Annotated in this window: 17 protein-coding genes and 2 pseudogenes; 11 read left to right on the forward strand and 8 right to left on the reverse strand. The window is 41.7% G+C overall.

The window, feature by feature from the left end:
- The 7 genes and pseudogenes from ACE1B6_RS07450 to ACE1B6_RS07480 all read left to right on the forward strand — a co-directional run.
- Nucleotides 1-166 (forward strand): annotated as a pseudogene (locus ACE1B6_RS07450) (photosystem II D2 protein (photosystem q(a) protein)); the annotation flags it as partial.
- Between the two features lie 990 nt (nucleotides 167-1,156).
- Nucleotides 1,157-3,166, forward strand: coding sequence for an iron uptake porin (locus ACE1B6_RS07455; protein ID WP_413256622.1), 2,010 nt, complete (start codon nucleotides 1,157-1,159; stop codon nucleotides 3,164-3,166).
- Between the two features lie 290 nt (nucleotides 3,167-3,456).
- Nucleotides 3,457-3,897 carry an RrF2 family transcriptional regulator gene (locus tag ACE1B6_RS07460; RefSeq protein ID WP_413256623.1) on the forward strand — a complete coding sequence of 147 codons (441 nt, stop codon included), beginning with the start codon at nucleotides 3,457-3,459 and terminating at the stop codon, nucleotides 3,895-3,897.
- 124 nt (nucleotides 3,898-4,021) lie between these two features.
- Nucleotides 4,022-4,987, forward strand: coding sequence for a cysteine synthase A (cysK, locus tag ACE1B6_RS07465; protein WP_413256624.1), 966 nt, complete (start codon nucleotides 4,022-4,024; stop codon nucleotides 4,985-4,987).
- Nucleotides 4,988-5,164: 177 nt separating this feature from the next.
- A complete protein-coding gene (locus ACE1B6_RS07470; protein ID WP_413256625.1) occupies nucleotides 5,165-5,863 on the forward strand; it encodes a J domain-containing protein in 699 nt (232 codons plus the stop codon).
- 203 nt (nucleotides 5,864-6,066) lie between these two features.
- Complete coding sequence (locus ACE1B6_RS07475) at nucleotides 6,067-7,332, forward strand: RNA-guided endonuclease InsQ/TnpB family protein (RefSeq protein WP_413256626.1); 1,266 nt, start codon at nucleotides 6,067-6,069, stop codon at nucleotides 7,330-7,332.
- 152 nt (nucleotides 7,333-7,484) lie between these two features.
- Nucleotides 7,485-8,357, forward strand: coding sequence for a 6-carboxytetrahydropterin synthase (locus tag ACE1B6_RS07480; RefSeq protein WP_413256627.1), 873 nt, complete (start codon nucleotides 7,485-7,487; stop codon nucleotides 8,355-8,357).
- Nucleotides 8,358-8,451: 94 nt separating this feature from the next.
- On the opposite strand, the gene ACE1B6_RS07485 is transcribed toward ACE1B6_RS07480, so the two are convergent.
- The 4 genes from ACE1B6_RS07485 to ACE1B6_RS07500 all read right to left on the reverse strand — a co-directional run bounded on the left by ACE1B6_RS07485 (nucleotide 8,452) and on the right by ACE1B6_RS07500 (nucleotide 14,561).
- Complete coding sequence (locus ACE1B6_RS07485) at nucleotides 8,452-10,557, reverse strand: alkaline phosphatase PhoX (protein ID WP_413256628.1); 2,106 nt, start codon at nucleotides 10,555-10,557, stop codon at nucleotides 8,452-8,454.
- A gap of 467 nt (nucleotides 10,558-11,024) precedes the next feature.
- Nucleotides 11,025-11,948 carry a class I SAM-dependent methyltransferase gene (locus ACE1B6_RS07490; protein WP_413256652.1) on the reverse strand — a complete coding sequence of 308 codons (924 nt, stop codon included), beginning with the start codon at nucleotides 11,946-11,948 and terminating at the stop codon, nucleotides 11,025-11,027.
- A gap of 195 nt (nucleotides 11,949-12,143) precedes the next feature.
- Nucleotides 12,144-13,883 carry a DUF3352 domain-containing protein gene (locus ACE1B6_RS07495; protein ID WP_413256629.1) on the reverse strand — a complete coding sequence of 580 codons (1,740 nt, stop codon included), beginning with the start codon at nucleotides 13,881-13,883 and terminating at the stop codon, nucleotides 12,144-12,146.
- A 210-nt stretch (nucleotides 13,884-14,093) separates the two neighbouring features.
- On the reverse strand, nucleotides 14,094-14,561 hold the full coding sequence (locus ACE1B6_RS07500; protein WP_413256630.1) for a hypothetical protein: 468 nt from the start codon (nucleotides 14,559-14,561) through the stop codon (nucleotides 14,094-14,096).
- Nucleotides 14,562-14,749: 188 nt separating this feature from the next.
- On the opposite strand from ACE1B6_RS07500, the gene ACE1B6_RS07505 reads away from it, so the two are divergent.
- Nucleotides 14,750-17,356: a M1 family aminopeptidase gene (locus tag ACE1B6_RS07505; RefSeq protein ID WP_413256631.1), complete on the forward strand. Its 2,607-nt coding sequence runs from the start codon at nucleotides 14,750-14,752 to the stop codon at nucleotides 17,354-17,356.
- Nucleotides 17,357-17,454: 98 nt separating this feature from the next.
- Here the strand turns inward: ACE1B6_RS07505 and ACE1B6_RS07510 are convergent.
- From ACE1B6_RS07510 to ACE1B6_RS07525, 4 genes and pseudogenes are all read right to left on the reverse strand, one after another.
- Nucleotides 17,455-17,748, reverse strand: a pseudogene (locus ACE1B6_RS07510) (sodium:calcium antiporter); the annotation flags it as partial.
- A gap of 48 nt (nucleotides 17,749-17,796) precedes the next feature.
- Complete coding sequence (locus ACE1B6_RS07515; RefSeq protein ID WP_413256632.1) at nucleotides 17,797-18,579, reverse strand: energy-coupling factor transporter transmembrane component T family protein; 783 nt, start codon at nucleotides 18,577-18,579, stop codon at nucleotides 17,797-17,799.
- Between the two features lie 12 nt (nucleotides 18,580-18,591).
- Nucleotides 18,592-20,364, reverse strand: coding sequence for an ABC transporter ATP-binding protein (locus ACE1B6_RS07520; protein ID WP_413256633.1), 1,773 nt, complete (start codon nucleotides 20,362-20,364; stop codon nucleotides 18,592-18,594).
- Nucleotides 20,365-20,411: 47 nt separating this feature from the next.
- Nucleotides 20,412-21,014 carry a hypothetical protein gene (locus ACE1B6_RS07525; RefSeq protein WP_413256634.1) on the reverse strand — a complete coding sequence of 201 codons (603 nt, stop codon included), beginning with the start codon at nucleotides 21,012-21,014 and terminating at the stop codon, nucleotides 20,412-20,414.
- Nucleotides 21,015-21,550: 536 nt separating this feature from the next.
- Between ACE1B6_RS07525 and ACE1B6_RS07530 the strand changes: the two genes are divergently transcribed.
- The 3 genes from ACE1B6_RS07530 to ACE1B6_RS07540 all read left to right on the forward strand — a co-directional run bounded on the left by ACE1B6_RS07530 (nucleotide 21,551) and on the right by ACE1B6_RS07540 (nucleotide 25,208).
- Nucleotides 21,551-22,681 (forward strand): N-acetylmuramoyl-L-alanine amidase-like domain-containing protein, encoded by a 1,131-nt coding sequence (locus ACE1B6_RS07530; RefSeq protein WP_413256635.1) that lies wholly within the window; start codon nucleotides 21,551-21,553, stop codon nucleotides 22,679-22,681.
- 350 nt (nucleotides 22,682-23,031) lie between these two features.
- Complete coding sequence (locus ACE1B6_RS07535) at nucleotides 23,032-24,777, forward strand: ABC1 kinase family protein (protein ID WP_413256636.1); 1,746 nt, start codon at nucleotides 23,032-23,034, stop codon at nucleotides 24,775-24,777.
- Between the two features lie 104 nt (nucleotides 24,778-24,881).
- Nucleotides 24,882-25,208 carry a hypothetical protein gene (locus ACE1B6_RS07540; protein ID WP_459562985.1) on the forward strand — a complete coding sequence of 109 codons (327 nt, stop codon included), beginning with the start codon at nucleotides 24,882-24,884 and terminating at the stop codon, nucleotides 25,206-25,208.
- The last annotated feature ends 18 nt before the right edge of the window (nucleotides 25,209-25,226 follow it).

Consider the following 25,226-nt stretch of genomic DNA (forward strand, 5'->3'; position numbering starts at 1 on the left):
CGTATCCCAAGAGTTAAGAGCAGCAGAAGACCCAGAGTTTGAAACCTTCTACACCAAGAACATTCTCTTGAACGAAGGTCTGAGAGCTTGGATGGCTCCAGCTGACCAACCCCACGAGCGTTTTGTCTTCCCTGAAGAAGTACTGCCTCGCGGTAACGCTCTGTAAGCTTTAACAAAATTTTTTCATACAAAAAAGACCTCTAAATATTAGGGGTCTTTTTTTTACCAAAAGCAGAAGGCAGAAGGGTAAAATTTTCCTTGCCCCCCTGCCCCCCTGCCCCCCTGCCCCCCTGCCCTCTGCTCCCCTAACTTTCCCAAAATCCCCTTGCTTTTTTCCAAGAGCGTGTTATTTTAGTGGAAGGGCGTAATGCTCAACACTCTTTGAGAAAAGACCGCTTAGGCAACAAGGAGGTGATGCCCATGATAGATAGTAGTAAACTCATGGGTCATCAGGTTGCAGTTAGCCGGCTGTGCGCCGGGACCGTTCTCTAGCAGAAGCTTAGTACTTTAAAAGTACTTATTAGTATCTGCAAGTGCTGGGTGAATTTAGAGAAATCCCGGCAGTCTGGTTGCAATCTGAAGACCCGCTAGACCGCTCTCACATTTACAGTGGCTAAATTTTTTATCCGGTCACTGAAGTGAGAGCGGATAGTTATTTTAAGCGTGTTTAGGTTATACAGTAGGGCTTGCCAGTCAGTAGATTTAACTAAACAAAATTGTTAGTAAATCTATAAAAATTATTTTGTTTTATCAAGAAAAGCAGACAGCTAGCAGAAAATTTCAGTACATTTGCTAGTGTAGAGTTAACTTGCACCACTAGTAGGCGTGTTGATGTAGATGGTCAGTGCAGGAGACTACTGAAACCAATCACATTACTCTTGATTAGACTGGTTGTAAGCTTATATATTGAAAGTGCTGGTGCAAGGTGTGATAGGTAGAGTTGGAATGGCTCAGAAGGCTTCCGAAAAGTTTTCCGTTCCCTTTCCTAAGCGCAAGTCGCGATCGAAGCCTATCAAATATCTCCAAAATAGAGTTACCCTTAGATTAAGAAAAGCACTTCCCCGCATTGCTTTTCTAAAAGCTAAACTAAGGAGTTAAGCGGGGAACTTAAATGAATCCAGCGATTCTCTATAAGTGGTGTGAGGACGAGAGGAAAATGTCTAAAATATTGTGGAAATCACTGCTGTTCAGTCCGGCAATTCTAGGAGCTACCCTAGTATTTGGCCCTTGGGCGATCGCCACAGAAACAAATTCAGCAACAGATGATCTGGCGACAGAATTTTCAACAATCAATCTCGAACAGCAATCAGAAGTAGCAAGCAAAAAGGAAGCTTCTGGCAATCAGCTAAAAGCTTTAGACAAGGCACAAAACCCAACTCAAGTGTCTGTAACGGTCAAGGAAAATACCGTTGCTCAAGCAGTACCGAGTTCATCGATTGACGAAATTATCCGTTACAGCAGAGAAGGAAGACAAGCTTCTGGTCAGGTAACTTCAGTTTCCCAGCTGCGAGACGTAGACCCAACTAGTTGGGCTTTCCAAGCATTGCAATCATTGGTTGAGCGTTACGGCTGTATTGAAGGTTATCCAGATCGAACCTTTCGGGGAAATCGGGCGCTAACTCGTTATGAGTTTGCGGCTGGTTTAAATGCCTGTTTGGATCGGATTCAGGAATTAATTGCGGCATTACCTCAAGGTATCAGCAAAGAAGATTTAGCGGCGCTACAACGTTTGCAAGAAGAATTTGCGGCAGAACTGGCTACTCTCCGCGGTCGAGTTGATGCTTTAGAAGCTCGCGTTACCAAGGTAGAAGCTCAGCAATTCTCTACTACCACCAAACTGAAAGGGGAAGCGATTTTTGCGATCGCAGATGTTTGGGGCGGTCAAAGAGGTAGAGTTACATACCGTGAAAGAGGTATCGATCGTCCACCCTTCTTCAGCAATCGTTGGGATGTAGAAGATAGAAACAACACCGTTTTCCAAAACCGGGTACGTTTAGAATTCCAAACCAGCTTCACAGGTCGAGACGTTCTGCACACCCGGATTACGGCAGGTAACGCCCAACGATGGAATAGCTTCCCAAACACTCCCCTATTTAATGATGGTGCTGGAAGCGGGTTTAATTTACCAGCGAATGTAGCAGCAGGCGCAACAAGAGAAGGTACTCTACAGTATTTCGTTGGTAGCTCAGGCGACAACAACGTATATCTGGATTGGTTGGCTTACGAAACAGCTTTCTTAGGTGGCTCTAAGCTGTACCTAGCTGCTACAGGCGGTATTCACTCCGACTACGTGGATGTGAAAAACCCCTATTTCTTTGATGGAGATGGCGGTAACGGGGCAATTTCTGCCTTCGCTCAATCTAACCCGATTTATCGGATTGGTGGTGGCGCAGGTGGCGCGATTAGCTTTGGTTTGGGTGGACTGGGTAGCTTCTTGAAAGGTACCTCGATCACTGGCGGTTACTTTGCAGGTGGCTCTGGTATTATTGGTGGCCCAGGTAACACTCCCGGAAGTGCGAACAGCCCCTTCGATAAAAACGGTTTGTTTAATGGTAACTACTCTGCTTTAGGGCAGTTAGACCTGAACTTCTGCGATACCTTCAACCTAGCTTTAACCTACGTTCACGCTTATCACACTACTGGTTCTGATATCTTTTCTGCTGGTGGTAGTGTAGTTGGCCCCAACCGTACACCTGGGGGCAATGGGATAGTAGGTACTGGTATAGCTAACTTGCCTTCAGCTTTAATGTTTGGCAGAGGTGCTACTCCGATCGTTACTAATTCATACGGTGTTTCCGGTAACTTACGTTTGAGCAAGTACTTCTCAATTAGTGCTTGGGGTATGTACACTGATGCTACCTTGATTCGTCGCGGTAGTGCTGACATTTGGAGTTATGGACTTGGGATTGCTGTACCTAACTTGGGTAGACCTGGTAACTTGTTAGGTCTATTTGCAGGTGTTGAACCTTATTTGACTGGGTTAGATGTTGGCCCTCGTTCTACCTTCAGCCGTGATATTCCTTGGCACATTGAAGGATTCTACAAGTTCCAGCTAACAGATAACATTTCGTTGACTCCTGGTGTGATTTGGTTGATGGCACCAGAACAAAACAAGGACAATGATGACATCTTTATTGGTACTCTGAGAACCACCTTCTCCTTCTAGTGCTAGAAGGCAAAAGGCAGAAGGCAGAAGGGTAAAGCAACGCTTGTGCAAATATTTGCTTCTGCTACTCTGCACTATGTAAATCTGAAGAAATTTGAAAACCCTCGTCAAAAAACGAGGGTTTTTTATTAGACATCTATATAGCGGAAGGCATTCAGGACACTGGCGTTATAAAATGGAACTAAACTAACAAAACCCTAGTGTAGAACTGGGGTATTTTAATTACCCTTTTCTGCCTTCTGTGTTTCATGGAAGAAATTTGTAGCAATTGAGTAAATTTGGGATAATTCGTGGAACTATCTTGTAAAAGTGAATATGCGCTACTGGCTCTCCTAGAGCTAGCAACTCATTATCAAAGTGGTGAACCTCTGCAAATTCGGCAAATTGCGGCTCAGCAGAATATTCCCGATCGCTATTTGGAACAGTTACTAGCAACTTTAAGACGTTGTGGTTTAGTGCGGAGTCAAAGAGGCGCTAAGGGCGGCTATCTGTTAGGTAGAGAACCCTGGAAAATTAATTTATTAGAAGTTATTTGCTGTTTAGAAGGATCTGATTCTCAATCAACGGATCAGGATTCTGGGAATAAAACGACTTTAGAAAGTAATTTACTGCGGGAAATTTGGCAAGAAGGTTGTCAGGCGGCAAATGCGGTTTTACAAAAGTATACGTTACAAGATTTGTGTGAAAAGCGAGATGCTAAGCGTCAGCTAGATATCATGTATTACATCTGATTTGTTATTGGTCATTGGTCATTTGTAAAATTTGGCAATTTAACTATAGAGATACAGGAGTGTAGGGATAAAAAACTATGACAAATGACAAATGACCAATAATTAATGATATAAGGAGAAAATTATGCGAATTGCTGATGATGTTACTCAGTTAGTTGGTCGTACTCCTTTGGTACGGTTAAACCGGATTCCGCAATCAGAGGGTTGTTTGGCAAAGATTGTGGTGAAGTTGGAAGGAATGAATCCTGCGGCTTCGGTGAAAGACCGGATTGGTGTGAGTATGATTGATGCTGCGGCTAGGGAGGGGTTGATTACACCTGGGAAAACGGTGTTGGTGGAGCCGACTTCGGGTAATACGGGTATTGCTTTGGCAATGGTGGCGGCGGCTAAGGGTTATCAGTTAATTTTGACGATGCCGGAAACGATGAGTAATGAGCGGCGGGCGATGTTGCGGGCTTATGGAGCACATTTGGAGTTGACTTCGGGTATTGAGGGGATGACTGGGGCGATTCGACGGGCGCAGGAGATTGTGGACAGTATGCCGGATGCTTATATGTTGCAACAGTTCCGCAATCCGGCTAATTGCCAAATTCATCGGGAGACAACGGCCCAGGAAATTTGGCAGGATACGGATGGAGAGGTGGATATTGTGGTGGCTGGTGTGGGTACTGGGGGGACAATTTCGGGTGTGGCTGAGGTAATTAAGCCTCGGAAACCGGAGTTTTTGGCGATCGCAGTTGAACCCGCTAGCAGTGCGGTGTTATCGGGGGGAAATCCGGGCCCACATAAAATTCAGGGAATTGGGGCGGGTTTTATTCCCCAGGTGTTGCGGGTAGATTTGATTGATGAGGTGATTCAGGTTCGGGATGAAGAGGCGATCGCATTCTCGCGTCGATTAGCCAGAGAAGAAGGCTTACTTTCGGGAATTTCCACTGGGGCAGCACTTTTTGCCGCCATTAAAGTTGGGCAAAGAAAAGAAAACGAAGGTCGCCTGATTGTGATGATTCAACCGAGTTTTGGGGAACGCTACTTAAGTACACCTTTATTTCAAGATCTAGAACTGAAGCTATCAGGTTTTGGCTTAACTTAAACTAGTGAAAGAAGGCAGAATGCTCTAAGACAGAAGGCAGAAAGGAAGAAGAATTCTATTTTCAGCTTTTTATCTGTTGTCAAGTGATTGGTTATTTCTGTCACACTGTATTAGTTTCATTCCCAAAATTTATCTGTAGTCAAAATCGGAAATCGAAAATCTAAAATCCAAAATCGAATGGCGGAGTTAAATCATTATCAAACTCTGCAAGTTAGCCCAAGAGCAACCCAAGCAGAGATTAAACAATCTTATCGTCGATTGGCAAAACTTTTTCATCCCGACAGTCAGCAAGAAACAGCCAATCATGAACAAATTGTCCAGCTAAATGCTGCTTATGAAATCTTAAGCGATCCCCAACGTCGGGAGTTTTACGATCGACAATTAAAAAACGGTTCATTCAGTGCGGCAGGAAATTGGCAACAACGAACTAAAGCGGCTCAAAAACAATACCAAAAACAGCGACAAACGGCTCAAGATATCGATCGACAAATTCAATTGTGGTTGAGTCTAGTTTATCAGCCAGTTAATCGCTTAATTTGTCGGATTATTAATCCGATTAAGGCACAAGTTGACGAACTTTCTGCCGATCCTTTTGATGATGAATTAATGGAAAGTTTTCAAGATTACTTAAAAGATTGCCAAGAGTTACTTTCCCAAGCCCAACACATTTTTACTTCTATGCCTAATCCTTCTCCTTTAGCTGGTGTTGCTGCTAGACTTTACTATTGCTTGAATCAAGTGGGAGATGGGATTAGCGAATTAGAAACTTTTAGCTTAAATTACGACGATCAATATTTACATACAGGTCAGGAAATGTTTAGAATTGCCGCCCAATTAAGACGCGAAGCACAAGCAGCTTTCAAAAATTTTGTCTAAAAAGGCACTGGGGACTGGGGGAAAGTTTTGAGTTTTGAGTTAAGGAAAAAGTTCTAAGTTTTAAGCTTTCCATCATAAATGGAGCAAGGGGACACCCGTTATAATCTCTGATTTAACGGGTGAAGAATGGCGACCAAAATATAAATTGAGCGGAGCGAATCATTATTTTTAGTATATAATAATAGGAGCATTTTTTCTGAACTATGCTATTAACCTACCAGTACAAAATTAAGCTCCTTCCAGAACAAGAAATAATGATGATGCAGTGGTTAGAACTATTGCGTCGTCATTACAATTATTGTTTGGGGCAACGTTTCGACTGGTTGAGTAACACTAGATGCAGTATTGATAGATGTTCATTAGTTTCCGAACCAATTGGGGAAATTCCCTCACAATTCCCTAATTATAATTTCCAGGCTGGACTCCTAAAACAAACCAAAGAATTATTCCCCGAATATAAAGATATTTATCACGATGTCCAACAACAAAATCTCAAACGATTAGATAAAGCTTGGGACAGATGGATCAAACCTGATAAATCAGGTAAACGTGGGGGAAGACCGAGATTTAAAAAAGTAGGTGAACTACGTTCATTTACTTTTCCCAGAATCAATTGTGCTAAGGCTGGCGCACATATTAATCATGGGATTCTTAAGTTAAGTAAGATTGGTGAAATCTCAGTTATTGTTCATCGTTCACTACCTGACAGCTTGGTTTTAAAAACCTGCACCATAGTAAAAAAAGCGGATGGTTGGTATGTATGTATCAGTGCTGAAGATGAGACAGTACCAACACCAAAGCCGATTGATACTATTAAAACTGCGGTAGGAATTGATGTAGGGTTAAAGGAATTTTTAACCACATCGGATGGCGAAGTTGTACCAATTCAGCAGATTTATAGAAAAGCACAAAATCATTTAGCCCGTCAACAAAGGTTTTTAGCACGTCAGGAAAAAGGCTCGAATAGTTACAAAAAGCAGCAGAATAAAATAGCTAGGATACATCAACGTATTCAACGTCAAAGAAAGGACTTTCATTATCAGATTGCTCATCAATTAGTGAGGGAGTATGACTTAATTGCGGTTGAAGATTTGTCGGTTAAAAATCTAGCTAGAAATAGCAAATTAGCCCTTTCAATTCTTGATGCTGCGTGGAGCCAATTTATAACAATACTGGAAGCAGTGGCAGTAAAATGCGGTGTACATATTGTTAAGGTGAATCCACATAATACATCACAAGATTGTTCCGGTTGCGGTGTTAAAGTCCCTAAAGCTTTATCGGTTAGGACGCATTGCTGTCCCAAGTGTAATTTAGTTTTGGACCGGGACGAAAACGCTGCTATAAATATACTAATTAAAGCATTACAAGCGGTGGGACTCATCGCTTCTGCGGGTGGAGGCTTAGTCAGAAGACAGCCTGTGAAGCCTGAAGCTTGGGGTTTTCAAGGAGTACAATTATCCTTGTTTTAGTCCTAAGAAGCCCCCGTTATACATGCAGTGTTAACGGCGGGTCAACGTCACTCTTCTCCCCTCTGCACCTCTGCACCCCTACCCCTGAATGCGGTATTCTAGAATCAGAGTCGTTTTACGAATCTTTACATTCTACCTTTGCTCCTCCCAGCATGAAGTGTATTATCAAACGTCGGGCTAAGTTTTCAGCCAGTCACAGGTATTGGTTGCCAGAGTTGAGTGAAGCCGAAAATGTTCAGAAATTTGGGGCTTGTACTCGATCGCCTGGACATGGACATAACTATGTCTTGTATGTCTACATGGCAGGTGAATTGGATGAATATGGCATGGTGTTAAACCTGTCTGATGTAAAACACATCATTAAGCGGGAAATTACCAGCCAATTAGATTTTTCCTATCTCAATGATGCTTGGTTGGAGTTTCAGGAAACTCTACCAACTACAGAAAATATGGCGCGGGTAATTTGGCAGAGGTTAGCACCTCATTTACCAATTGTGCGAATTCAACTGTTTGAACAACCTGAACTTTGGGCTGACTATTTAGGAAAAGAAATGGAAGCATACCTCAGCATTGCCACTCATTTTAGCGCCGCTCATCGGCTAGCTCGTCCCGATCTTAGTTATGAGAAAAATTGCGAAATTTATGGTAAGTGTGCGCGTCCTAATGGTCACGGTCATAATTATCATTTAGAGGTGACTGTGAAGGGGGAAATCGATCCGCGCACGGGGATGACTGTAGATTTGGGAGATTTGCAAAAGGCGATCGATGATTATGTAGTAGAACCATTCGATCACACTTTTTTAAATAAAGATATTCCCTACTTTGCCAAAGTTGTACCGACAGCGGAAAATATTGCGGTTCATATTCGCGATTTGTTGCAAGAACCGATTCGGGAATTAGGTGCAGAATTGTTCAAAGTTAAGTTAGTGGAAAGTCCGAATAATTCCTGTGAAGTTTACGGTACTCAACTGGAAAAATCTTTGAGTAATGGTAAGCTGAGCGAGCAAGTTTTAGTAAGAATTTAGAATTGTTGATAAGCAGAAATCGCACCTCATTAATTAATTTTGGGGTGCGATTTTTTGCTCAGAGTGGCGATCGACGATCGATCGGTAATGATTTTTAGGTAAACACAAAAGAGGAACTAGTTAGGACACTGGCTTGGATATTGGCGACGATCGCTAAATCGTTACCTAAGAAACTAATCACAGCATCAGCACCTCTTTGGGTAATAGTGAGGGAACTAATACTATTCACTCCCAGATTACTAAAACCAATTACATCTGTGCCTGGTTGAAAGTCTGCGATCGTACTGGGAGCAACAGGAATGTTAGTATTAACCATCCAAAATTGGTCGGCATCTGCACCACCAATTAAAGTATTAGGGCCAGCACCAGCGAATAAAACATCGTTCCCTTTATCGCCAAAAATTAAATCGTTAACTCCACTAATAATCGTGTCATCATTCTGACCACCATGCAGAGTACTACCACCCAAATTATTAGCTGCATTGATAAAGTCATTCCCTAGATTGCCATTCACATTATTAGCTTTACCAGGTAACAAGAAATCATTGCCATTATCGCCCAATAAAACATCACCAGCACCACCAATTAATACATCATCATCTTGACCGCCACGTAAGGTATTATTCCCAGAACTAGCCGATCCAGAGAGCGTATCATCACCTTGGAAACCATTGATAAACTCACCACCTTTTGCGGTCAATGAATCTGGCCCTTTCCAGATAGCCATGATTAACTGACCACCTTCGACATAATTGGAATCTTTGATAGTGTGAGCCTGAACGTCAAAAAGATAGAATTGTCTACCAGAGCCAAGTTCGATGATACCGGAACTTTCCCATTCCCCTGGTGTGCTGGTATCGTCATACTGTTCGCCAGCCGCACTTTCGTTGAGTTCTGCCACGAAAGTAATTTGATCTGTGGCTATGTCGTATTCCCAAATTCCAGCTTCTCTAGCCCTAGCTTCCATGACATCACCACCAAAGGCAGTTTCATCTTCTTGAATTAGGACTTTGCCTTTTTTGTCTACAACAATATTGTCGTAACTGACACCAGTATCAAAGCCACCATCTAGCACCATTTCAAAGTTATTGATTTGTCCAGTGGGATCGTTAGGATTCAGGCTGAAGCGGTACATTTTACCGTAGGGGTTTTCTGCTTCGGCAACATTGTTAGTTGTTCCACCACCAAGTTTGTCGTTGGTGCCTGTGGTGACAAAATAAAAAGTGCCTGGATTGTTAGGATCTTCGTGAATGTCTTCTAAACGGCGAAAGTTAGTGGAACGACTGGCAGAGTCTACCCAACTGCTGAGGACTGCACCTGTGGGATCAAGAGCAATGTCTTTGGGCACTGGTACCCAAAAAGCTTGGGTTTTTACTCCTTCGGTTAGGGTTTCGCCTTCATGTCCGACAAGTCTCAACACATATAATTGACCATCTTGGAAACCGTTGGGGTCTTGTGCAGTTTGTTGACCGACAAACATATAAAGTTCGCCATTAGCAAAGTCTTCTGCACCGAAAATTACGGTTTTATCGGAGTTGGTAGCACGATATTGCGAGGCGGAAGTTACGTTTTCTTTGGCGTAACGACCTAATCCTTCGATAGCTAAAGCTGTACCATCAGGAGATAATGCCCAACCTCGACTTGTGGAGGCTCCCGTAGTTGCGTTATCTGTGGTTTCTTCGGGAATGAAATAAACTGGAATTGATTGACCGTTGGCATCAACAAAGCCACTTTCTGCTAAGTAAGCAGAACAAAAACGAGTGAAACTAAAATTTCCCCCTGTTGCCGCATTTACATAAGTACCTGTTGCTGTATTTAAGACATACTCACCAGTGGGATCTACGGCTCTTTCAATGAGATTTTTTCCGCCAATAATGTTCCAGTTTTTGTCAAAGACATATAGCGAGACTCTCGCTCCTTGAATTATTCCGGGAACGGTAGAGGAAATAGCAGAAGTCAGCGGATTTCTTCTACTATCAACTGCGGCGATTTCGTGGTTGAGAAAAAGGTAATAGTTGTTTGCGGTTTCGTACACCCCCATGCCGTCAGGAATGCCTGCAAAGGCAAAAGTTCTTCCTGGTAAAGTTTGAAAGTTACCTACGGTACCTTCAATTAGGGGAACTTCATCTCCCACTTTTAGCATAGGAACGAACTCGTAGCCCGGATTGCCAGGAACATTTCTGACGTAAGACGTTGCCATGATTAAAGAATTCCTTTCTTTTTTTATTAATTAAGAAATAGTTGCAACACTAAAAACTTATTTGTTGCTAAAAAGCTTCAGTAACAATTGCGACTATCCAGAAATTAATATCTCTCTAATAAGTTAAGCTTTAGCTAAAAAATCAATATGAAAAGTTTAATTTAAGACTATATTTCGATTAAGTTATTTTATTAATAAAAGTCACAAAAATATAACTTTTAAAGAATATTTATTTACCAATATTTCCTAAGCATCAATTACAACATATAAATATACTAAAATAGTAAAAAATTCAATTTAAGTTAATATTGTTTAACAATAACTTATAATAATGGGAGAATTTATAAATTTCAAACTTAATTAGACACCTCTAAAAGAGTAGAGACGTTGTATACAACGTCTCTACAAGGGTTCCAAGTAACGCAGATTTAATTTCTGGAGATTTCTAACGATCGACAACTTATGAGTTACGATTTTACTTGAGCAATTATTGTCCGATGGCGAGGACTGTTAGGAGTAATAGTTGGGGTACAAAAACCTGCTTCTACTAAAGCTTGGGAAATATCCAATGTGAAGTATTCATCCAAGTAAGGTTCGGTACTTTTGAGCAAAGTGAAAATGTAAGGAGGCATTTTTTTATAAGCTGGCGATTGGGGATTCATATCCATAATGGCAATGTGACCGTTGGGACGCAACAAACGTTTCGCTTCGCGGAAAATTTCTTTAGTTGCTGATTGTGGCAATTCATGACACATTAAAAAGATGGAAACTAAGTCAAAGGAAGCATTTGGTAAACCTGTTGATTCGGCAGCAGCATGAACCCAATTGATTTTAATGTTTTTTTGTTGCGATCGATACTCCGCAACTGCAAGAAAATAAGGCGATAAATCAACGCCTGTAATGTTAGCTTGGGGATAAACTTGTTGCAGCGCAAAGCTACTCATGCCGACGCTACAACCCAGGTCTAAAATATCTTGTGGTGGGGTAGAAATTTGCTGTTTTACAATGTTATGATAACTTTGTCTTAGTTTGGCATCTCCGTCGATCGCAGGAACTTTAGACCAGATGGTAGAATGGACTGCATGAGCAGCAGATTCGACTTCTAATGCTGGTTCCCAACCAAGGTTTCCTTCTTCGTAAGCGTGGAACGATCGCAGATAATATACTGGGTAATTTAAACCGTAATCTTGTACTTTTTGTAAGTAACTTTCCCAGTTTTGCTGACTCAATTCCTGAACTTGCAGCCGCCAAGGTACGCCTATTTTCTCGGCTCTTTTAATCATCATCTCACGAGCTTGATGCTTGGCGAGATCTGCCAAAGGTTTAATAGCGAGAACTCCATTAACTAAGCGGGAAGCTAACCCCGGAGTATTGTTTACTGTTGCAGTCATCTGATTAGTCATTAGTCATTAATGTTTTGTTATCTGCGAAATTTCGCCTGTCCGATCCTACCAAGTTTGGGACACAGATTTACAGGGATTTTGCTATCACTAATGACCAATTAGACAGGTTTGTTGTGAGGACTTTAGTTTCTTTAGCGAGGAAAGAACGACTGAAGTCGCCACAACAAACTTAAGTTGATATGACTATTGACCACTGGCTAATGATTGTTGTTCTTTTGGTTTTAAGGCAAAGACTATTTCCATTTGACTGGTTGATGGGTTAACTTTATTCGCTGTCACTCCAATGCCACGAATGGAATTTAAGATAGCACAGGTATTTGCATCAAGAGGTAGTTGGAGATTCAGCAAAAAGTTGCTGTTAAATACAGACATTACTGTGTCCATATCGACATAAAAAGAGCCTGTATTTGGTTTGGGTAAAGAATTAGTAACTGTTTGGAAAGCTTGGTTTTTTTCTAAGGTTTTAGAACTGCTTGCCATTGCTTCGACGATGGGACGACCGACAGCGACAAACATTGATTCTTTGTCTAGCCAACCATGACCTAATAATACTCCTCGATCGTTTGACCATTCGGTAACGGGTTTGCCTTGAATGTGTCGCCGATCGATATTCATCGAGTTAGTTTGGGCGAGTTTATCTAATTTTTTTAATGCAGTTTCGGCGGCTTGGCGATCGCTAGTTTTTACCACTAAAGCTGCACTGAAACCCATAGGTGCTAAAACACCTTCTGTCGCCGGAAATGCACCAACGGCAAATTCTCGATCCATCCAAGGTAAAATGTCTTTATCTAAGTCCAGATTCACGTTTTCTTTGAGATAATTGCGAATGCCGTTAACCTGAGCATTAAATTGGGGATTTTTCTTCGCTTTCGCGATCGCTTCTTTCCAACCTTGGCTAATTCCGTATCCACTGACTAATGCTACTGTATTCAAAGGGAATTTAGATACCATTTTCCCTGGTTTGGGTTGAAACTCAGCTTGTTTAATTGGTTCTTTCTTGATTTCCCCGATCGCTTTCATGCGAATTCCTAAATTATCTATTCCCACTCCCATTACCACAGATCTCATATTTTTTAACTCCTGCATTGATGCTGGAGTTAATTGGCTGATACTCCCGTATTTATTTACTACTTCGGCGATCGCATTTTGCGATTCTGGTACATAAACTTCCGCGATTTCGTTGGGTAAATCTATGCCATTTTCCAACATTAACTTAGCACCTACTTTGTCAGCAAATGAAGGTTCGCCTTTAAAAGTATCAATTGCTGCTTCCAACGATTTTTTTTGCTGCGAGATCACCAAATGTTCGTTTAATAGAGCTATGTAAGTGTTTTGATTTTTACTAGCACTTTCCCAAATTTTTACACCTTTATAATTACTTTCGCGTTTTTCTCCCCCTGACGATTTCTTTAATTTCGTCGCAAAACTTAAGGCGCTAATTTTATCTTTAATACCGATAACAACTAAATAATTCGCTGCTTCACTAGTGGCGCTGGTAGCGGCAACTTGTGTAGGATTGCTTGGTAAAAGTGCGAACATTACGCTACCTAGCCAAGGCTGAATATCTTTGGCATAATCTATCTTTGTATTTTCAGCTAATATCTGTTGCTGGAGATTAACTATACTCTTAGTGATAATTTCTTGCGCTTCTGTAGTGCCAAATTGTTGCAATTTTGACCAAGCTTTGCCATCAGTAGACATGACACCTGCTACTAATGCTTCATCGGGAACTAATTTGGCGCTAGCTAATGGACTAACATCGCTAAAAACGCCACGTAAGTATAAATAACCGTAACTGGCAGCACCAACAATAAGAACAGCTGCGCCAGCACCTAAAGTTTTAAATTTAGAGAACTTAGACCATTTAGAGACTCTAGACAATTCAGACAATTCAGAACGGTTTTGGTTTTGAGTTAACATCATCCTCACCTCACATTACAATAATACTTTCGCGGAAAGATTTTTCTGATTTACTGAAGTACTAATCCAGTACTTTTTCGGAAGCCACAAGGGGCGACTCAAGGGGATATTTTGTTTTCTGCGTAGAATTCTGTAAGAACTAATGAATAAATTTTAGAGTAGTTCTGGAATTTGGCAATAGGAAAATGTATATAACTGTCTTATATTACTAACTCAGTAATATTTCTTATAAAATGTTACAAAAACCTCTGTCTTTTTGGATACAAACTGTTGCACATCTGGCTGTAGGAATAGAAAGTTTTCCGATGAGACATTAACACAGTAGCGCCACTGAGTTTTTTGATTCGGATAATAATCTTCAGTAAGATTTACGGCGACATAGTAAGCGTACTTAGAAGCATTGAGTGGCAAAGTCACCATCGCGCACCTTTCTTTACCGAGATCGGAAGCTGGTAGTTTAGTCCATCCCGTACTCGTCCAAGTTTCACTGACATCGAATGCACCTTTTTGTGTGGTGAGATAGGCAACTGCGATCGATAACCGATCGGGGTTTTTCGTGCAGAACTCAACTGGCATACCGGGACGCTGGGCGATCGTCGATGGTATACTAACAAAACCGATCGCTAAAGGAAAGAATAATCCTAGCAGTTTACCTAACCGATATTGAAGTTTTATCTTCATTTTTGTATCTATCAAGACTGGAATCTTAATATAATTTATCCTCGACCTAAAGTTAATTACATTTAACGAAGATGAAACAAAAGAAAATTAGGTAAAATTAAGTATTTTCCTCACCTTTAGTCGGCAATAAGCGTTAACCTAAAAAAACAGACTAAATTGCTCATACTGTTAGACAGACTTAAGCAAAGATGAAATTGCACTCATATTTTGATGAAGAGAACGGTCACAAATCTTTTGAGTTACCGGGTGCTAGACCGCATTATAATCCCGATCGCCCCGGACAAGTAGAACATATCTTTCTCGACTTGGCGCTGGATATTCCCAATCAGACTTGTCAAGGAACTTGTAGTATTAGATTAGCGCCAGTGCGATCGGGAATTGAAAATTTGACCTTAGACGCAGTTAACTTGAAAATTCACTCAGTTCAGGTTGATAATGTAGCGCAACATTTTGAGTACGACGACGAACAGTTACATATTCGACTCACCACACCGACGCAAGTAGGAAAACCGATTACCATTGTCATTGCTTACGCTGCGGAAAATCCACAAAGAGGGATTTATTTTATCACTCCTAACGAAGATTATCCTAATAAACCAACACAAGTTTGGACGCAGGGAGAAGATGAAGATTCGCGGTTTTGGTTCCCCTGTTTTGATTATCCCGGACAATTGGCAACTTCCGAAATTCGAGTGCAAGTTCCGCAACCTTTTATTGCCATTTCCAACGGGGAATTAATTAATACTGAAGATCGGGAAGATGCGAAAATTTACCATTGGTTGCAAAAGGAAGTTCATCCTACTTATTTAATGACTTTAGCAGTGGGAGATTTTGCGGAAATTCAAGATGAATGGAATGGCAAACCTGTCACTTATTATGTAGAAAAAATTCGGGAAGAAGATGCTCGTCGGACGATGGGCAAAACACCAAAGATGATCGAGTTTTTCAGTGAAAAATTTGGTTATCCTTATCCATTTCCCAAGTACGCTCAAGTTTGCGTCGATGATTTTATTTTCGGCGGAATGGAGAATACTTCTACTACTTTATTAACTGACAGATGTTTGTTAGATGAAAGAGCATCATTAGATAACCGCTTAAGTGAAAGTTTAGTTGCTCATGAACTCGCCCACCAATGGTTCGGTGATTTGGTAGTAATTAAACATTGGTCTCATGCTTGGATTAAAGAAGGAATGGCATCTTATTCGGAGGTACTTTGGACGGAAAAAGAGTACGGAAAAGATGATGCTGCTTATTATATTTTGAATGAGGCAAGAAGTTATTTAGCGGAAGATAGCAGTCGGTATCGTCGTCCAATTGTAACTCATGTTTATCGGGAGGCGATCGAACTTTACGATCGCCACCTTTACGAAAAAGGCGCTTGCGTCTATCATTTGATTCGCGGAGAATTAGGAGATGAATTGTTTAATGCAGCAATTCATACCTTTGTCCAAGAAAATGCTCACAAAACAGTAGAAACTATTGATTTGTTGAGAGCGATCGAAAAAGCCACAGGTCGCAATTTAATGTTTTTGTTCGATCAGTATGTTTATCGAGGCGGACATCCTGATTACAAAGTAGCTTATTCCTGGGATGCCGATAGCAACTTGGCAAAATTTACCGTAATCCAAACTCAAGCAAAATCCGGTAACAACGGCAGTAAAAATGACTCGTTCGATCTGAAGATTCCCATTGCCTTTGGTTATGTAAAGGATGAGAAATTCTCAGAATTTAAAACCTTTACCGTGCGAGTACATGAACAGGAACAAAGCTTTTACTTCCCGTTACCAGAGAAACCTGATTTTATCAGTTTTGACTTAGGAAATTACTGCTTAAAAACCGTTGCTTTGGAATATGCGGTTCCCGAACTGAAAGCACAATTAAAATACGATCCCGATCCAGTTTCGCGGATTTTTGCGGCAGAATCATTGGCGAAAAAAGGTGGTTTAGAAGCTGTCAAAGCTTTATCAGAAGCTTTAGAAAATGATGCTTTTTGGGGTGTGAGATCGGAAGTTGCGAAACAACTTTCAGAAATCAAACTCGATCAAGCAGGAGTTGCATTAGCTAAAGGATTGAAAGATAAAAATCCCTTAGTACGTCGGGCTGCGGTCAATGCTTTAGCTAACATTAAAACCACCGAAAGTTATACAGCATTAAAAGAATTGTTGCAAGCTGGTGACGAAAGTTATTATGTAGAATCAGCAGCAGCAAACTCTTTGGGTACAATGATTACTTCAGCGACTTTAAAAGATCGAGAGGATGAAGCGATCGCTTTACTTTCTAGTATCTTGAGAGAAAGGTCTGGTTGGAATGAAGTAGTTCGAGTTGGTGCGATCGCCGGATTAAGCCAATTAAAAACATCTCCAGTTGCTTTAAACCTGATTTTAGAATACACTCACCCCGGAATTCCCCAAGCTTTAAGGTTAGCTGCAATTCGCGCTTTAGGCACAATTTCCACCGGACAAACTGCTAATAATGTTGAGTGGATTTTGTCACAATTAGCCGATATTGCGAAGGAAAGTTTCTTCCTAACTCAAGTATCAGTTGTCATGGCTTTAGGACAAATGGAAACAGCGAAAGCAATTCCGGTTTTGCAATCTTTAGCCAATCAAACACCTGACGGAAGAGTGCGCCGTATTGCCGAAGAAGCAGTACAAAAAGTGCAGAAAAATGTGGGTAGCGATCAATCGGTGAAACAGTTACGGGAGGAACTTGATTTACTGAAAAAAGAGAATCAAGAATTGAAAAGTCGGGTGGAAAATTTGGAAGCTAGATCGCAAGTGAATTCTCCATCATAAATAGGTTCGATCCCCCTAAATCCCCCTTAATAAGGGGGACTTTGAATTCGCTTGTTTGTTGAATTCCCCCCTTAATAAGGGGGGTTAGGGAGGATCAAAAGGTTAACCGAATACAATAGGAAATTTTCTACAGGTAACGTCATCAGTGCTAGGGGAAAAAAGGCGAGAGTCATTGTTACTGTATTATCAGCAATTACGCCTGTTGCTGCTGCTGTGACTTGCCCACTTTTTGCCAAACTCCAGGTAGAAAATACTTCCGCTGCAATGCTCATAGTTGATGTAATAAACAGTCCACCAATTAACCTAGAAATTCCTAAAGCTGAGACAATGTTTTCTGTAGCTGTAACCGTAAAATATGCACCAAGGGTAAGTAAAACAACGCCTATAACAGCTTAGTCAAGTGTAGACCTCTGGTTATTTAGTTACATCTACAGAACGGCTTACCAGGGAACTAAGGAACTAAGAGAAAATGGTAACCAGCCAAACTTGGCACAGAAAGCGCCAACCGTGAGCACCACACCAATCAAAAGTAAAATCCAGTCTCCAGCATCAAAACCTCCCAGGTTGGGGCGCTTTGTTTGGTAGCCTCGCATTGCCAGAGATGACATTAGCGTGGGTCCCCTTCGGAGTACGGCGAACAGAACCGGAAAAGAGAGTCTTAGGGAGTTCCAAATGAAGCGGAAAGGGCGTTTTAGGCTGAGATCGACCCCCTTGATCTTCATGGCACTAGTGATTCGGAAAGCTTCTCCCAGAGTGACGTATAGCAAACGGTAGGACAAACCAACGGCAAAGGCAACTACGGGCGGAAAGTAAAGTGCTCTCATGCCATCGGTTAAGCTTTCGGCATCGATCGTAGACAGCAAACTAACGCTAATGATAATTGCGTTTGTCCAAGCTAAGATCAAGCGCAACTCAGCAGCAGCGGCTTCTGCTAGAGCACTAAAGTTACCTGCAATCAGTTCGCCCCCAGCGGGAATAATCAGCAGTGCTAAAAAGGTGGGAATGTGAATCGCCCACAGCACTAGCACCCATCTCCAGGGAGTCTGGGCAGCTACAGCTAAGACTAATCCCAAAACAGTTACCAGTGCAAACCATTCCCAGGTGGGCGCTAGGAAGATGAAGAAGAACAGCAGAATTAATAACAAAATTTTGACTCGCGGATCGCGATCGTGGATAATTGTGTCGCGATCGCGATAAAGGGTAGGTACGCTAGAAGATGTCATCGATACGCCTCCTTATCTAGATGAAAGTACCCAAACAAGCTCATCGCAAGACAAGGCATTCTTACCAAAGCGGTGAGCTAATTGAGTGCTGCGTGGGGGGTAAATGTGCATTTGACCGAGCCGCTGCCAGTTATCCTCCGTAAATACTTCCTGTAACGCACCTTGCATTAATATTCGCCCCCGATGCAAAATCGTTACTGTATCGGCAACTTCAGCCACAAAATCCACATCGTTACTGACCAACAAAACTGCTTTACCCTGCTGGGAAAATTGCTCGATCGCTTCTTTAATTTTGTGTCGAGCAGATGCACCTAAACCAATAATCGGTTCGTCTAACAGGAGCACTTGAGGATCGAGGGTTAGTGCTTCGGCGATCGTTACTAGCTTGCGTTGTCCGTAAGGTAATAGCGTGGGATCGCGATCGAGCAAGTTTTGGTCAATTCCCACTAGCTCGCAGCTGCGCGATACTTGGTTTTCAATGTAGTCGTCGTCATAGCATTTCTGCTTAGAGAACCAACCTTTTCTTTGATACTGACGTTGCTTCAGTGGAAAAGCAATCTCTTCCTTAACGCTTCTCTCACTAATCACCACGTCGGGACTTTGAAACACGGTTGCAACTTTCAAGGCTAGATCGCCAATGTCTGTATCCTTAGTAATTTCCTCGTCGCAGACCCAAACTTTGCCTTCGCTGGGGGCGATCGACCCGTTAACTAGCTTTGTGGTTGTGGTTTTGCCTGCACCGCTGGAACCAAGGAGGGCATGAACTTCGCCTGCACGAATTATTATGTTGATGTCTTCGATCGCCTGAGTTCTCTTTGAGTAGCAGAAGCTAGCATTCTCAATCCGCACAATTGCTCTACCAAACTGCTTACTGGTGTGCGATTTGACATAGTGCAGATCCAAATCACGAACAATAGGATTACTAAATGAATGTCTTTGCTGGTGTCCATTCCCAGCCAAGTTTGCTTGCCCAGCAGCTTGCTCAAACTGTTCAAAAGTCAGAGGTGAACCTGGGATACCCAGCGCCCGAGCAGCCCGTAAACTTGCAGTAGGTTCGATATCTGCCTGTGAGAGCAAGTCGTAGTTGCTTAAAATCTCATCTGTTTTGCCTTGAGCAATGATTTTACCGTTGACTAGAACTAGGATGCGATCGGTAATCTCCCGCAGCAGATGAGGATCTCGCTCGACAACGATTACTGTTTTTTTGCCATCAGCCTGAGCCTTAATCACGCTCCTAATTTTTTCCTGGGCGGCTGGGTCGAGCTTGTCCGTTACGGTATCAAAGATCAAAATCGGCGGGTCCATTGCTAAAGTTGCTGCCACTGCGACTCGTTGCTGTTGACCTTGAGCCAAATCCCAAAGCTGCTCGTCCTCCATATCTTCATCGAGTCCCACTAGCCGCAAAAGCTCCTTTGCCCGCTTCTTGGCTTCCTGTTCGGAAAAGCCACGATTCCCAAGGGGTGTCATGACTTCATCAAGTACCTTCAACTGCACCAGTTGCGATCCAAAGTTCTCGAACACCATCCCGACTTTTCCCGTGTTCGCCATACCGGACTCTTCATGTCGTCTTTGATAAGCTACTGTGAGTTCGCCAGAAATGTCTCCACCGACCACGCTGGGCGCAAGTCCGGCTATTGCCATACAGAGGGTAGTTTTTCCTGCTCCTAATGGGCCAATTAAACCCACAACTTCTTTGGGTTCGATCTCGAAGGACACTCCATCAATGACTTTTTCTTCAACTCCCGGATAGTTAAATGAAAAGTTTTTTGCTTGTATTATCGACATTTATCGCTCCTTTAACAGGTTAATCAACGCTAAGATTATGAATTGACTTAAAATGGCAAAGCTGTTCCTCGCGCCTGCTGTCGTCGATCGCGGCGATAATGCTCGATGCCTTTGGGAGGGAAGCCTAAATAACGCTCAATTCGACCGTAGAGGCGAGGTACAATAAAGATTGTCGGGATCGCACCCATAATCAAGCCGTCGGTGATGGTATTACCGATCGCCGCATACACCGCAATGTAAAGGGTTTCGGTGTCGAAGATAATAAAAGATGTGGCTTCGATTACAGCGTGTACGAATCCTGCCACTAAACAAGCGATAAACACGCGAACCTTATTCAGCGGGCGGTTGCCAATCACGTAGGCAGAAGAGAAGAAGCCTACTACATAGCCTACTGCCCCGATCGGATCGTCGATTTCATAGCCCTCCAGCATATCCCGCAGGAATTCCCCCAGCATTGCGCCTAATGAAACAGCTAACGCAGGACAACCTGTTGGCACAACGGCGATCAGTGACATCGGTACAAAGAAGGGTTTAAAGTCAATATCAACCGGAATTTCAGGAATGGCCTCTGTTAGTGTCAGCAAAATAAAAAAACTCACGGTGCTAAGCACACCAACGATGACCAGTTTTGCGTTATAAGCACTATTCATTTCAACTTTCCTTGCTTTCAAGGCAACCACATTTGAGCTTCGTTTATACTGTTCCGTAAGCTGCTATTATTTGGATACTGATTTGATGCAACCCGGCTTACTTATTGAAAGCAAGTCATGCGTTAGGGAAGCTTAAGTTTTTGTCATGTTTATTAAGCACAACAAAGCTAGCACCCAGTACAATAAATGCCGATTCCAAATATGTTTTTCGGACAAAATTTGTCTGCTATAGTAACGGCGATTCCCTTGCAGTTTTGCAAGTTTCAACAACCTTACTTAACCCATATATTCCCTGTGTTATTGATTACTCTGCTTACCTCTGAGGATAGAGATCGATCGGGGAATTACACTATTTAGTCAAAGCTTATATTTGTATTAAATTAAGCTTAACTTGATATTAAATTATCAATAAATTTGTTTCATGATTGGCGTTATCTAAAACTGGCTGATAGGGGAATTTTGTAACAAATTTGACGGATAAGTTAGCAATTAATATAATATCTAACTCATCTGTTAAATCCGAAATATAACCTATTGTGAAAAAATTTTCTGTGTTAGCTATTTGGGGTTGTTTTCTTGCTGGTGGTTGTGGAATGTCGGCGGTGTCGCGTTGGGTAAATCAACCTTTCCAAGCGATCGATCTCCCGCTCATCTCCCTTTCTCCCCAGCGTTTAGCCAAAGTTGGATTTACTACAGAAAACTTAGAGTTAACAGAAAATTTGCTAAATTACAACATAAATAATTATTTTGCTCCTTATTTATTATGGCAATTCACCGAAAATCTACTGTTACCTAAAATCATTGAGGGGAAAGAACAAATTAATCATCATCAGCTAATCAATCTAATTAATGCTACTACCGCAGAAGTTGAGGAAATTGGCGATATTAGCAAGTTTGAGCAAATTATGCAAAATGCTCAAAGGGAGAATTTGTCCGATCGCCCAATGAGCGAAATTATCCAAAAAGTTGCTCAAGAGTTTTTGGGAACTAAGTATAAAGCTAATTTGTTAGATGGTTCAAGTCGGGAAAAATTGGTTGTCAGTTTCGAGGAATTAGATTGCGTGTTATTTGTGGAAACTGTGTTAGCGATCGCTCGCGGAATAGCACTCCAAGATCACTCGTATCAAACCTTTATCAATCATCTCCAAAACCAACGTTATCGCAATGGAGAACTCCCCGAATATTGTCGCCGCTTACATTACTTTTCCGATTGGATTCTTGATAACCAAAATCGAGGAAATGTGCAAAATATTTCTCTAGATTTAGGCGGTATTAGTCAGAATAAAATGCTCAATTTTATGAGCAAAAATCGTCAGCGTTACCCGTTAATGGTTAACAATGATGCTAATTATCAATGTATTGTCGATCGGCAATCTGAACTAGCCGAAGTCGCTATTAATTATATTCCCAAACATCGGATTAATCGCGTTTATTCCCAACTGCAACCAGGAGATATTATTGCCGTAGTTACTAATATTTCCGGTTTAGATTTTACTCACACCGGATTAGTTTACCGTCGTACAAATGGCAGAGTTGGTTTTATTCACGCTTCACCAGCAGGAACGGTAACAACTGCCCGCGATTTACAAAGATACGTGAGAAATGTCAAAAATTCAATGGGGGTTGTGGTGGTCAGAGCGATCGATCCCCGCCATCTTCAACCCTAACAGTACTAGTTTACGGGAAATTCAGCCTCAACAGTGTTTCTTCAAGAGTTTTTTCTTAATTGAATATAATAAGTTTTATTAATAGCAATTGACAAAAATCATTTGCTTTATTCAAGGAAGTCATTGATCCCCAGTAGTTGATTCTTTTAGGCGGTAAGTATTATAGTTTTGTATACTAGAGTTAATAAAACGTAAAAAATAAAGGTAAAAATCGAAGGGTAAAGTTAGCAAATTTTGCGGAAGGACTACCCAGAGATAATTACTATTCTTGTGATTGGGTGAAAAAGAGGCGTTCCCACAAGAAGCCATTTCATAAAAAAAACTTTTCGTTTCAACAGGCAGACATAAGCGTGAGTCAACATCAACTAGCTGAGTCAAGAAGGTACGATCCACAAGTAATCGCTAATTACTACAAAAAACGCCCTTGGTTAGCACTCTGGCGAACTTTATCTGTAATCTGGATGTTTGCGGGATTTGTTTTAGGGTTAAAGTTAGATGATTGGTGGGGGCAAGTAGAGGAGAATAAGTCAAGACGAGCCTGCCAGTTAAGGGAAATTCTCACTCATCTTGGCCCAACATTTATTAAAGTAGGTCAAGCCCTTTCTACCAGACCAGATTTAATTCGCAAGGACTTTTTAGAAGAGTTAGTCAAGTTACAAGATCAGTTACCGCCATTTGATACGGCGATCGCCTTTAAAATAATCGAATCCGAACTAAAAAGACCGATAAAAGAAGCATACTCCAGTATTTCGCCGCAACCAGTCGCCGCTGCTAGCTTAGGACAAGTTTATCGCGCCAGATTGAAAACGGGTGAAGAAGTAGCCGTAAAAGTTCAACGTCCTAACTTACTTCCGGTCTTAACTTTAGATCTTTATTTGATGCGTTGGGCAGCAAGTTGGTTAGCGCCTTGGCTACCTCTTAATTTAGGGCATGACTTGACCCTAATTGTCGATGAATTTGGGACAAAATTATTTGAAGAAATTGATTACTTAAATGAAGGGCGTAACGCGGAAAAATTTGCTGCTAATTTCCGCGATAATCCAGAAGTAAAAGTTCCCGTGATTTACTGGCGCTATAGTTCCAATCGGGTGCTGACTTTAGAATGGATTCACGGAATGAAGCTTACCGACACCGAACAAATTGAAAAAGAGGGACTAGAAAGCGATGCGATCGTTCGGATTGGCGTAACGTCGGGATTACAACAGTTATTAGAACATGGATTTTTCCATGCCGATCCGCACCCAGGTAATTTGTTTGCTATCCCGCCCCAATGTCCGGTTGATGCAGAAAAGCAACCGACTAAATGGGTACAGGGCGGTCGGATGGCTTATATTGATTTTGGAATGATGGATCAGTTAGAGCAGGAGACAAAAGAAACTCTGGTTGATGCGGTAGTTCATCTGATCAATAAAGATTACGAATATTTAGCGGAGGATTTTGTCAAACTCGGCTTTTTGACTCCAGAAACCGATATTCATCCGATCGTTCCAGCATTAGAAGCGGTTTTGGGTGATGTGATGGGTGAAAGTGTCAGGGATTTTAATTTCAAAACAATCACCGATCGCTTCTCAGAATTAATGTATGATTATCCCTTCCGTGTTCCGGCAAAATTTGCTTTAATTATTCGTTCTTTGGTGACACAAGAAGGTTTAGCACTGAGCATTAATCCTGATTTTAAGATTGTGGAGGTTGCTTATCCTTATGTGGCGCGAAGATTGTTAACTGGCGAAACTCCTCAGTTACGGCGACGGTTGATTGAGGTGTTATTTAAAGATGGGAGATTCCAATGGCAGCGGTTAGAAAATATGATTGCGATCGCTCGCACAGATCGCAGTTTTGATCTCTTCCCAACTGCCCAACTCGGTTTACAATATCTCCTATCTGATGAAGGTAAATTCCTGCGTCGTCAACTAGTTTTGGCTTTAACAGAGGACGATCGACTTCATACCGAAGAAGTCCAACGTTTATGGAATTTAATCAAGGATGAAATCAAGCCAGCCCAAATTTTTAATGCTGCTTTAGGCGCATTGGCAGAATTTTCTACCCTACCTTCGGTAGAAGCTTTAGCAGCTTTTTCTGGTCGCAAAAGTTTGTAGTAAAACTTCCTTTGCCTGATAAGATTTAACTTCAGATTCACAAATTGCAGGAGTTATTCGTGTTCCTCATTCAAGACCCTCCCTATTTTCTACTAGTAGCTGGAATGCTAGCTGGACTAACATCAGGTTTAGCTTTTGAAGCAACACTTAAAGAACTGGTACAAGAATGGGCGAGAACTCGTTCATCTCGAACACTGACTAATTTACAAGGAGTGCAGGTGCAACTGCCTTTTTTGGGAATTTGTATTGGAGTTTGTGTTTTTTTAGGATCTGGTTTAGAGATTTTTGGCTTTCCTACTTGGCTTTCTTATTCTATTTCTGTACCACTGACAATTTTTATGGGTTTGCTCGTTTGGTTTCAACTTGGCAAACTTTTAGTGCAGTTAGACAAGGGAGGATCGCGAGCTTTAGATTTAGATTCTTTTAACTGATAATAATCGCTTAAGAAC

The sequence above is a fragment of the Floridaenema fluviatile BLCC-F154 genome (genome assembly GCF_041929135.1).
In the GTDB taxonomy this organism is placed as follows: Bacteria; Cyanobacteriota; Cyanobacteriia; order Cyanobacteriales; family Aerosakkonemataceae; genus Floridanema; species Floridanema fluviatile.

Excerpts from the sequence above, each read along its gene's own strand:
- ACE1B6_RS07455 (WP_413256622.1), top strand. The coding sequence starts at position 1,157 with ATGTCTAAAATATTGTGGAAATCACTGCTGTTCAGTCCGGCAATTCTA.
- cysK (WP_413256624.1), top strand. The coding sequence starts at position 4,022 with ATGCGAATTGCTGATGATGTTACTCAGTTAGTTGGTCGTACTCCTTTG.
- ACE1B6_RS07470 (WP_413256625.1), top strand. The coding sequence starts at position 5,165 with ATGGCGGAGTTAAATCATTATCAAACTCTGCAAGTTAGCCCAAGAGCA.
- ACE1B6_RS07475 (WP_413256626.1), top strand. The coding sequence starts at position 6,067 with ATGCTATTAACCTACCAGTACAAAATTAAGCTCCTTCCAGAACAAGAA.
- ACE1B6_RS07480 (WP_413256627.1), top strand. The coding sequence starts at position 7,485 with ATGAAGTGTATTATCAAACGTCGGGCTAAGTTTTCAGCCAGTCACAGG.
- ACE1B6_RS07485 (WP_413256628.1), bottom strand. The coding sequence starts at position 10,557 with ATGGCAACGTCTTACGTCAGAAATGTTCCTGGCAATCCGGGCTACGAG.
- ACE1B6_RS07490 (WP_413256652.1), bottom strand. The coding sequence starts at position 11,948 with ATGACTGCAACAGTAAACAATACTCCGGGGTTAGCTTCCCGCTTAGTT.
- ACE1B6_RS07495 (WP_413256629.1), bottom strand. The coding sequence starts at position 13,883 with ATGATGTTAACTCAAAACCAAAACCGTTCTGAATTGTCTGAATTGTCT.
- ACE1B6_RS07500 (WP_413256630.1), bottom strand. The coding sequence starts at position 14,561 with ATGAAGATAAAACTTCAATATCGGTTAGGTAAACTGCTAGGATTATTC.
- ACE1B6_RS07505 (WP_413256631.1), top strand. The coding sequence starts at position 14,750 with ATGAAATTGCACTCATATTTTGATGAAGAGAACGGTCACAAATCTTTT.
- ACE1B6_RS07515 (WP_413256632.1), bottom strand. The coding sequence starts at position 18,579 with ATGACATCTTCTAGCGTACCTACCCTTTATCGCGATCGCGACACAATT.
- ACE1B6_RS07520 (WP_413256633.1), bottom strand. The coding sequence starts at position 20,364 with ATGTCGATAATACAAGCAAAAAACTTTTCATTTAACTATCCGGGAGTT.
- ACE1B6_RS07525 (WP_413256634.1), bottom strand. The coding sequence starts at position 21,014 with ATGAATAGTGCTTATAACGCAAAACTGGTCATCGTTGGTGTGCTTAGC.
- ACE1B6_RS07540 (WP_459562985.1), top strand. The coding sequence starts at position 24,882 with ATGCTAGCTGGACTAACATCAGGTTTAGCTTTTGAAGCAACACTTAAA.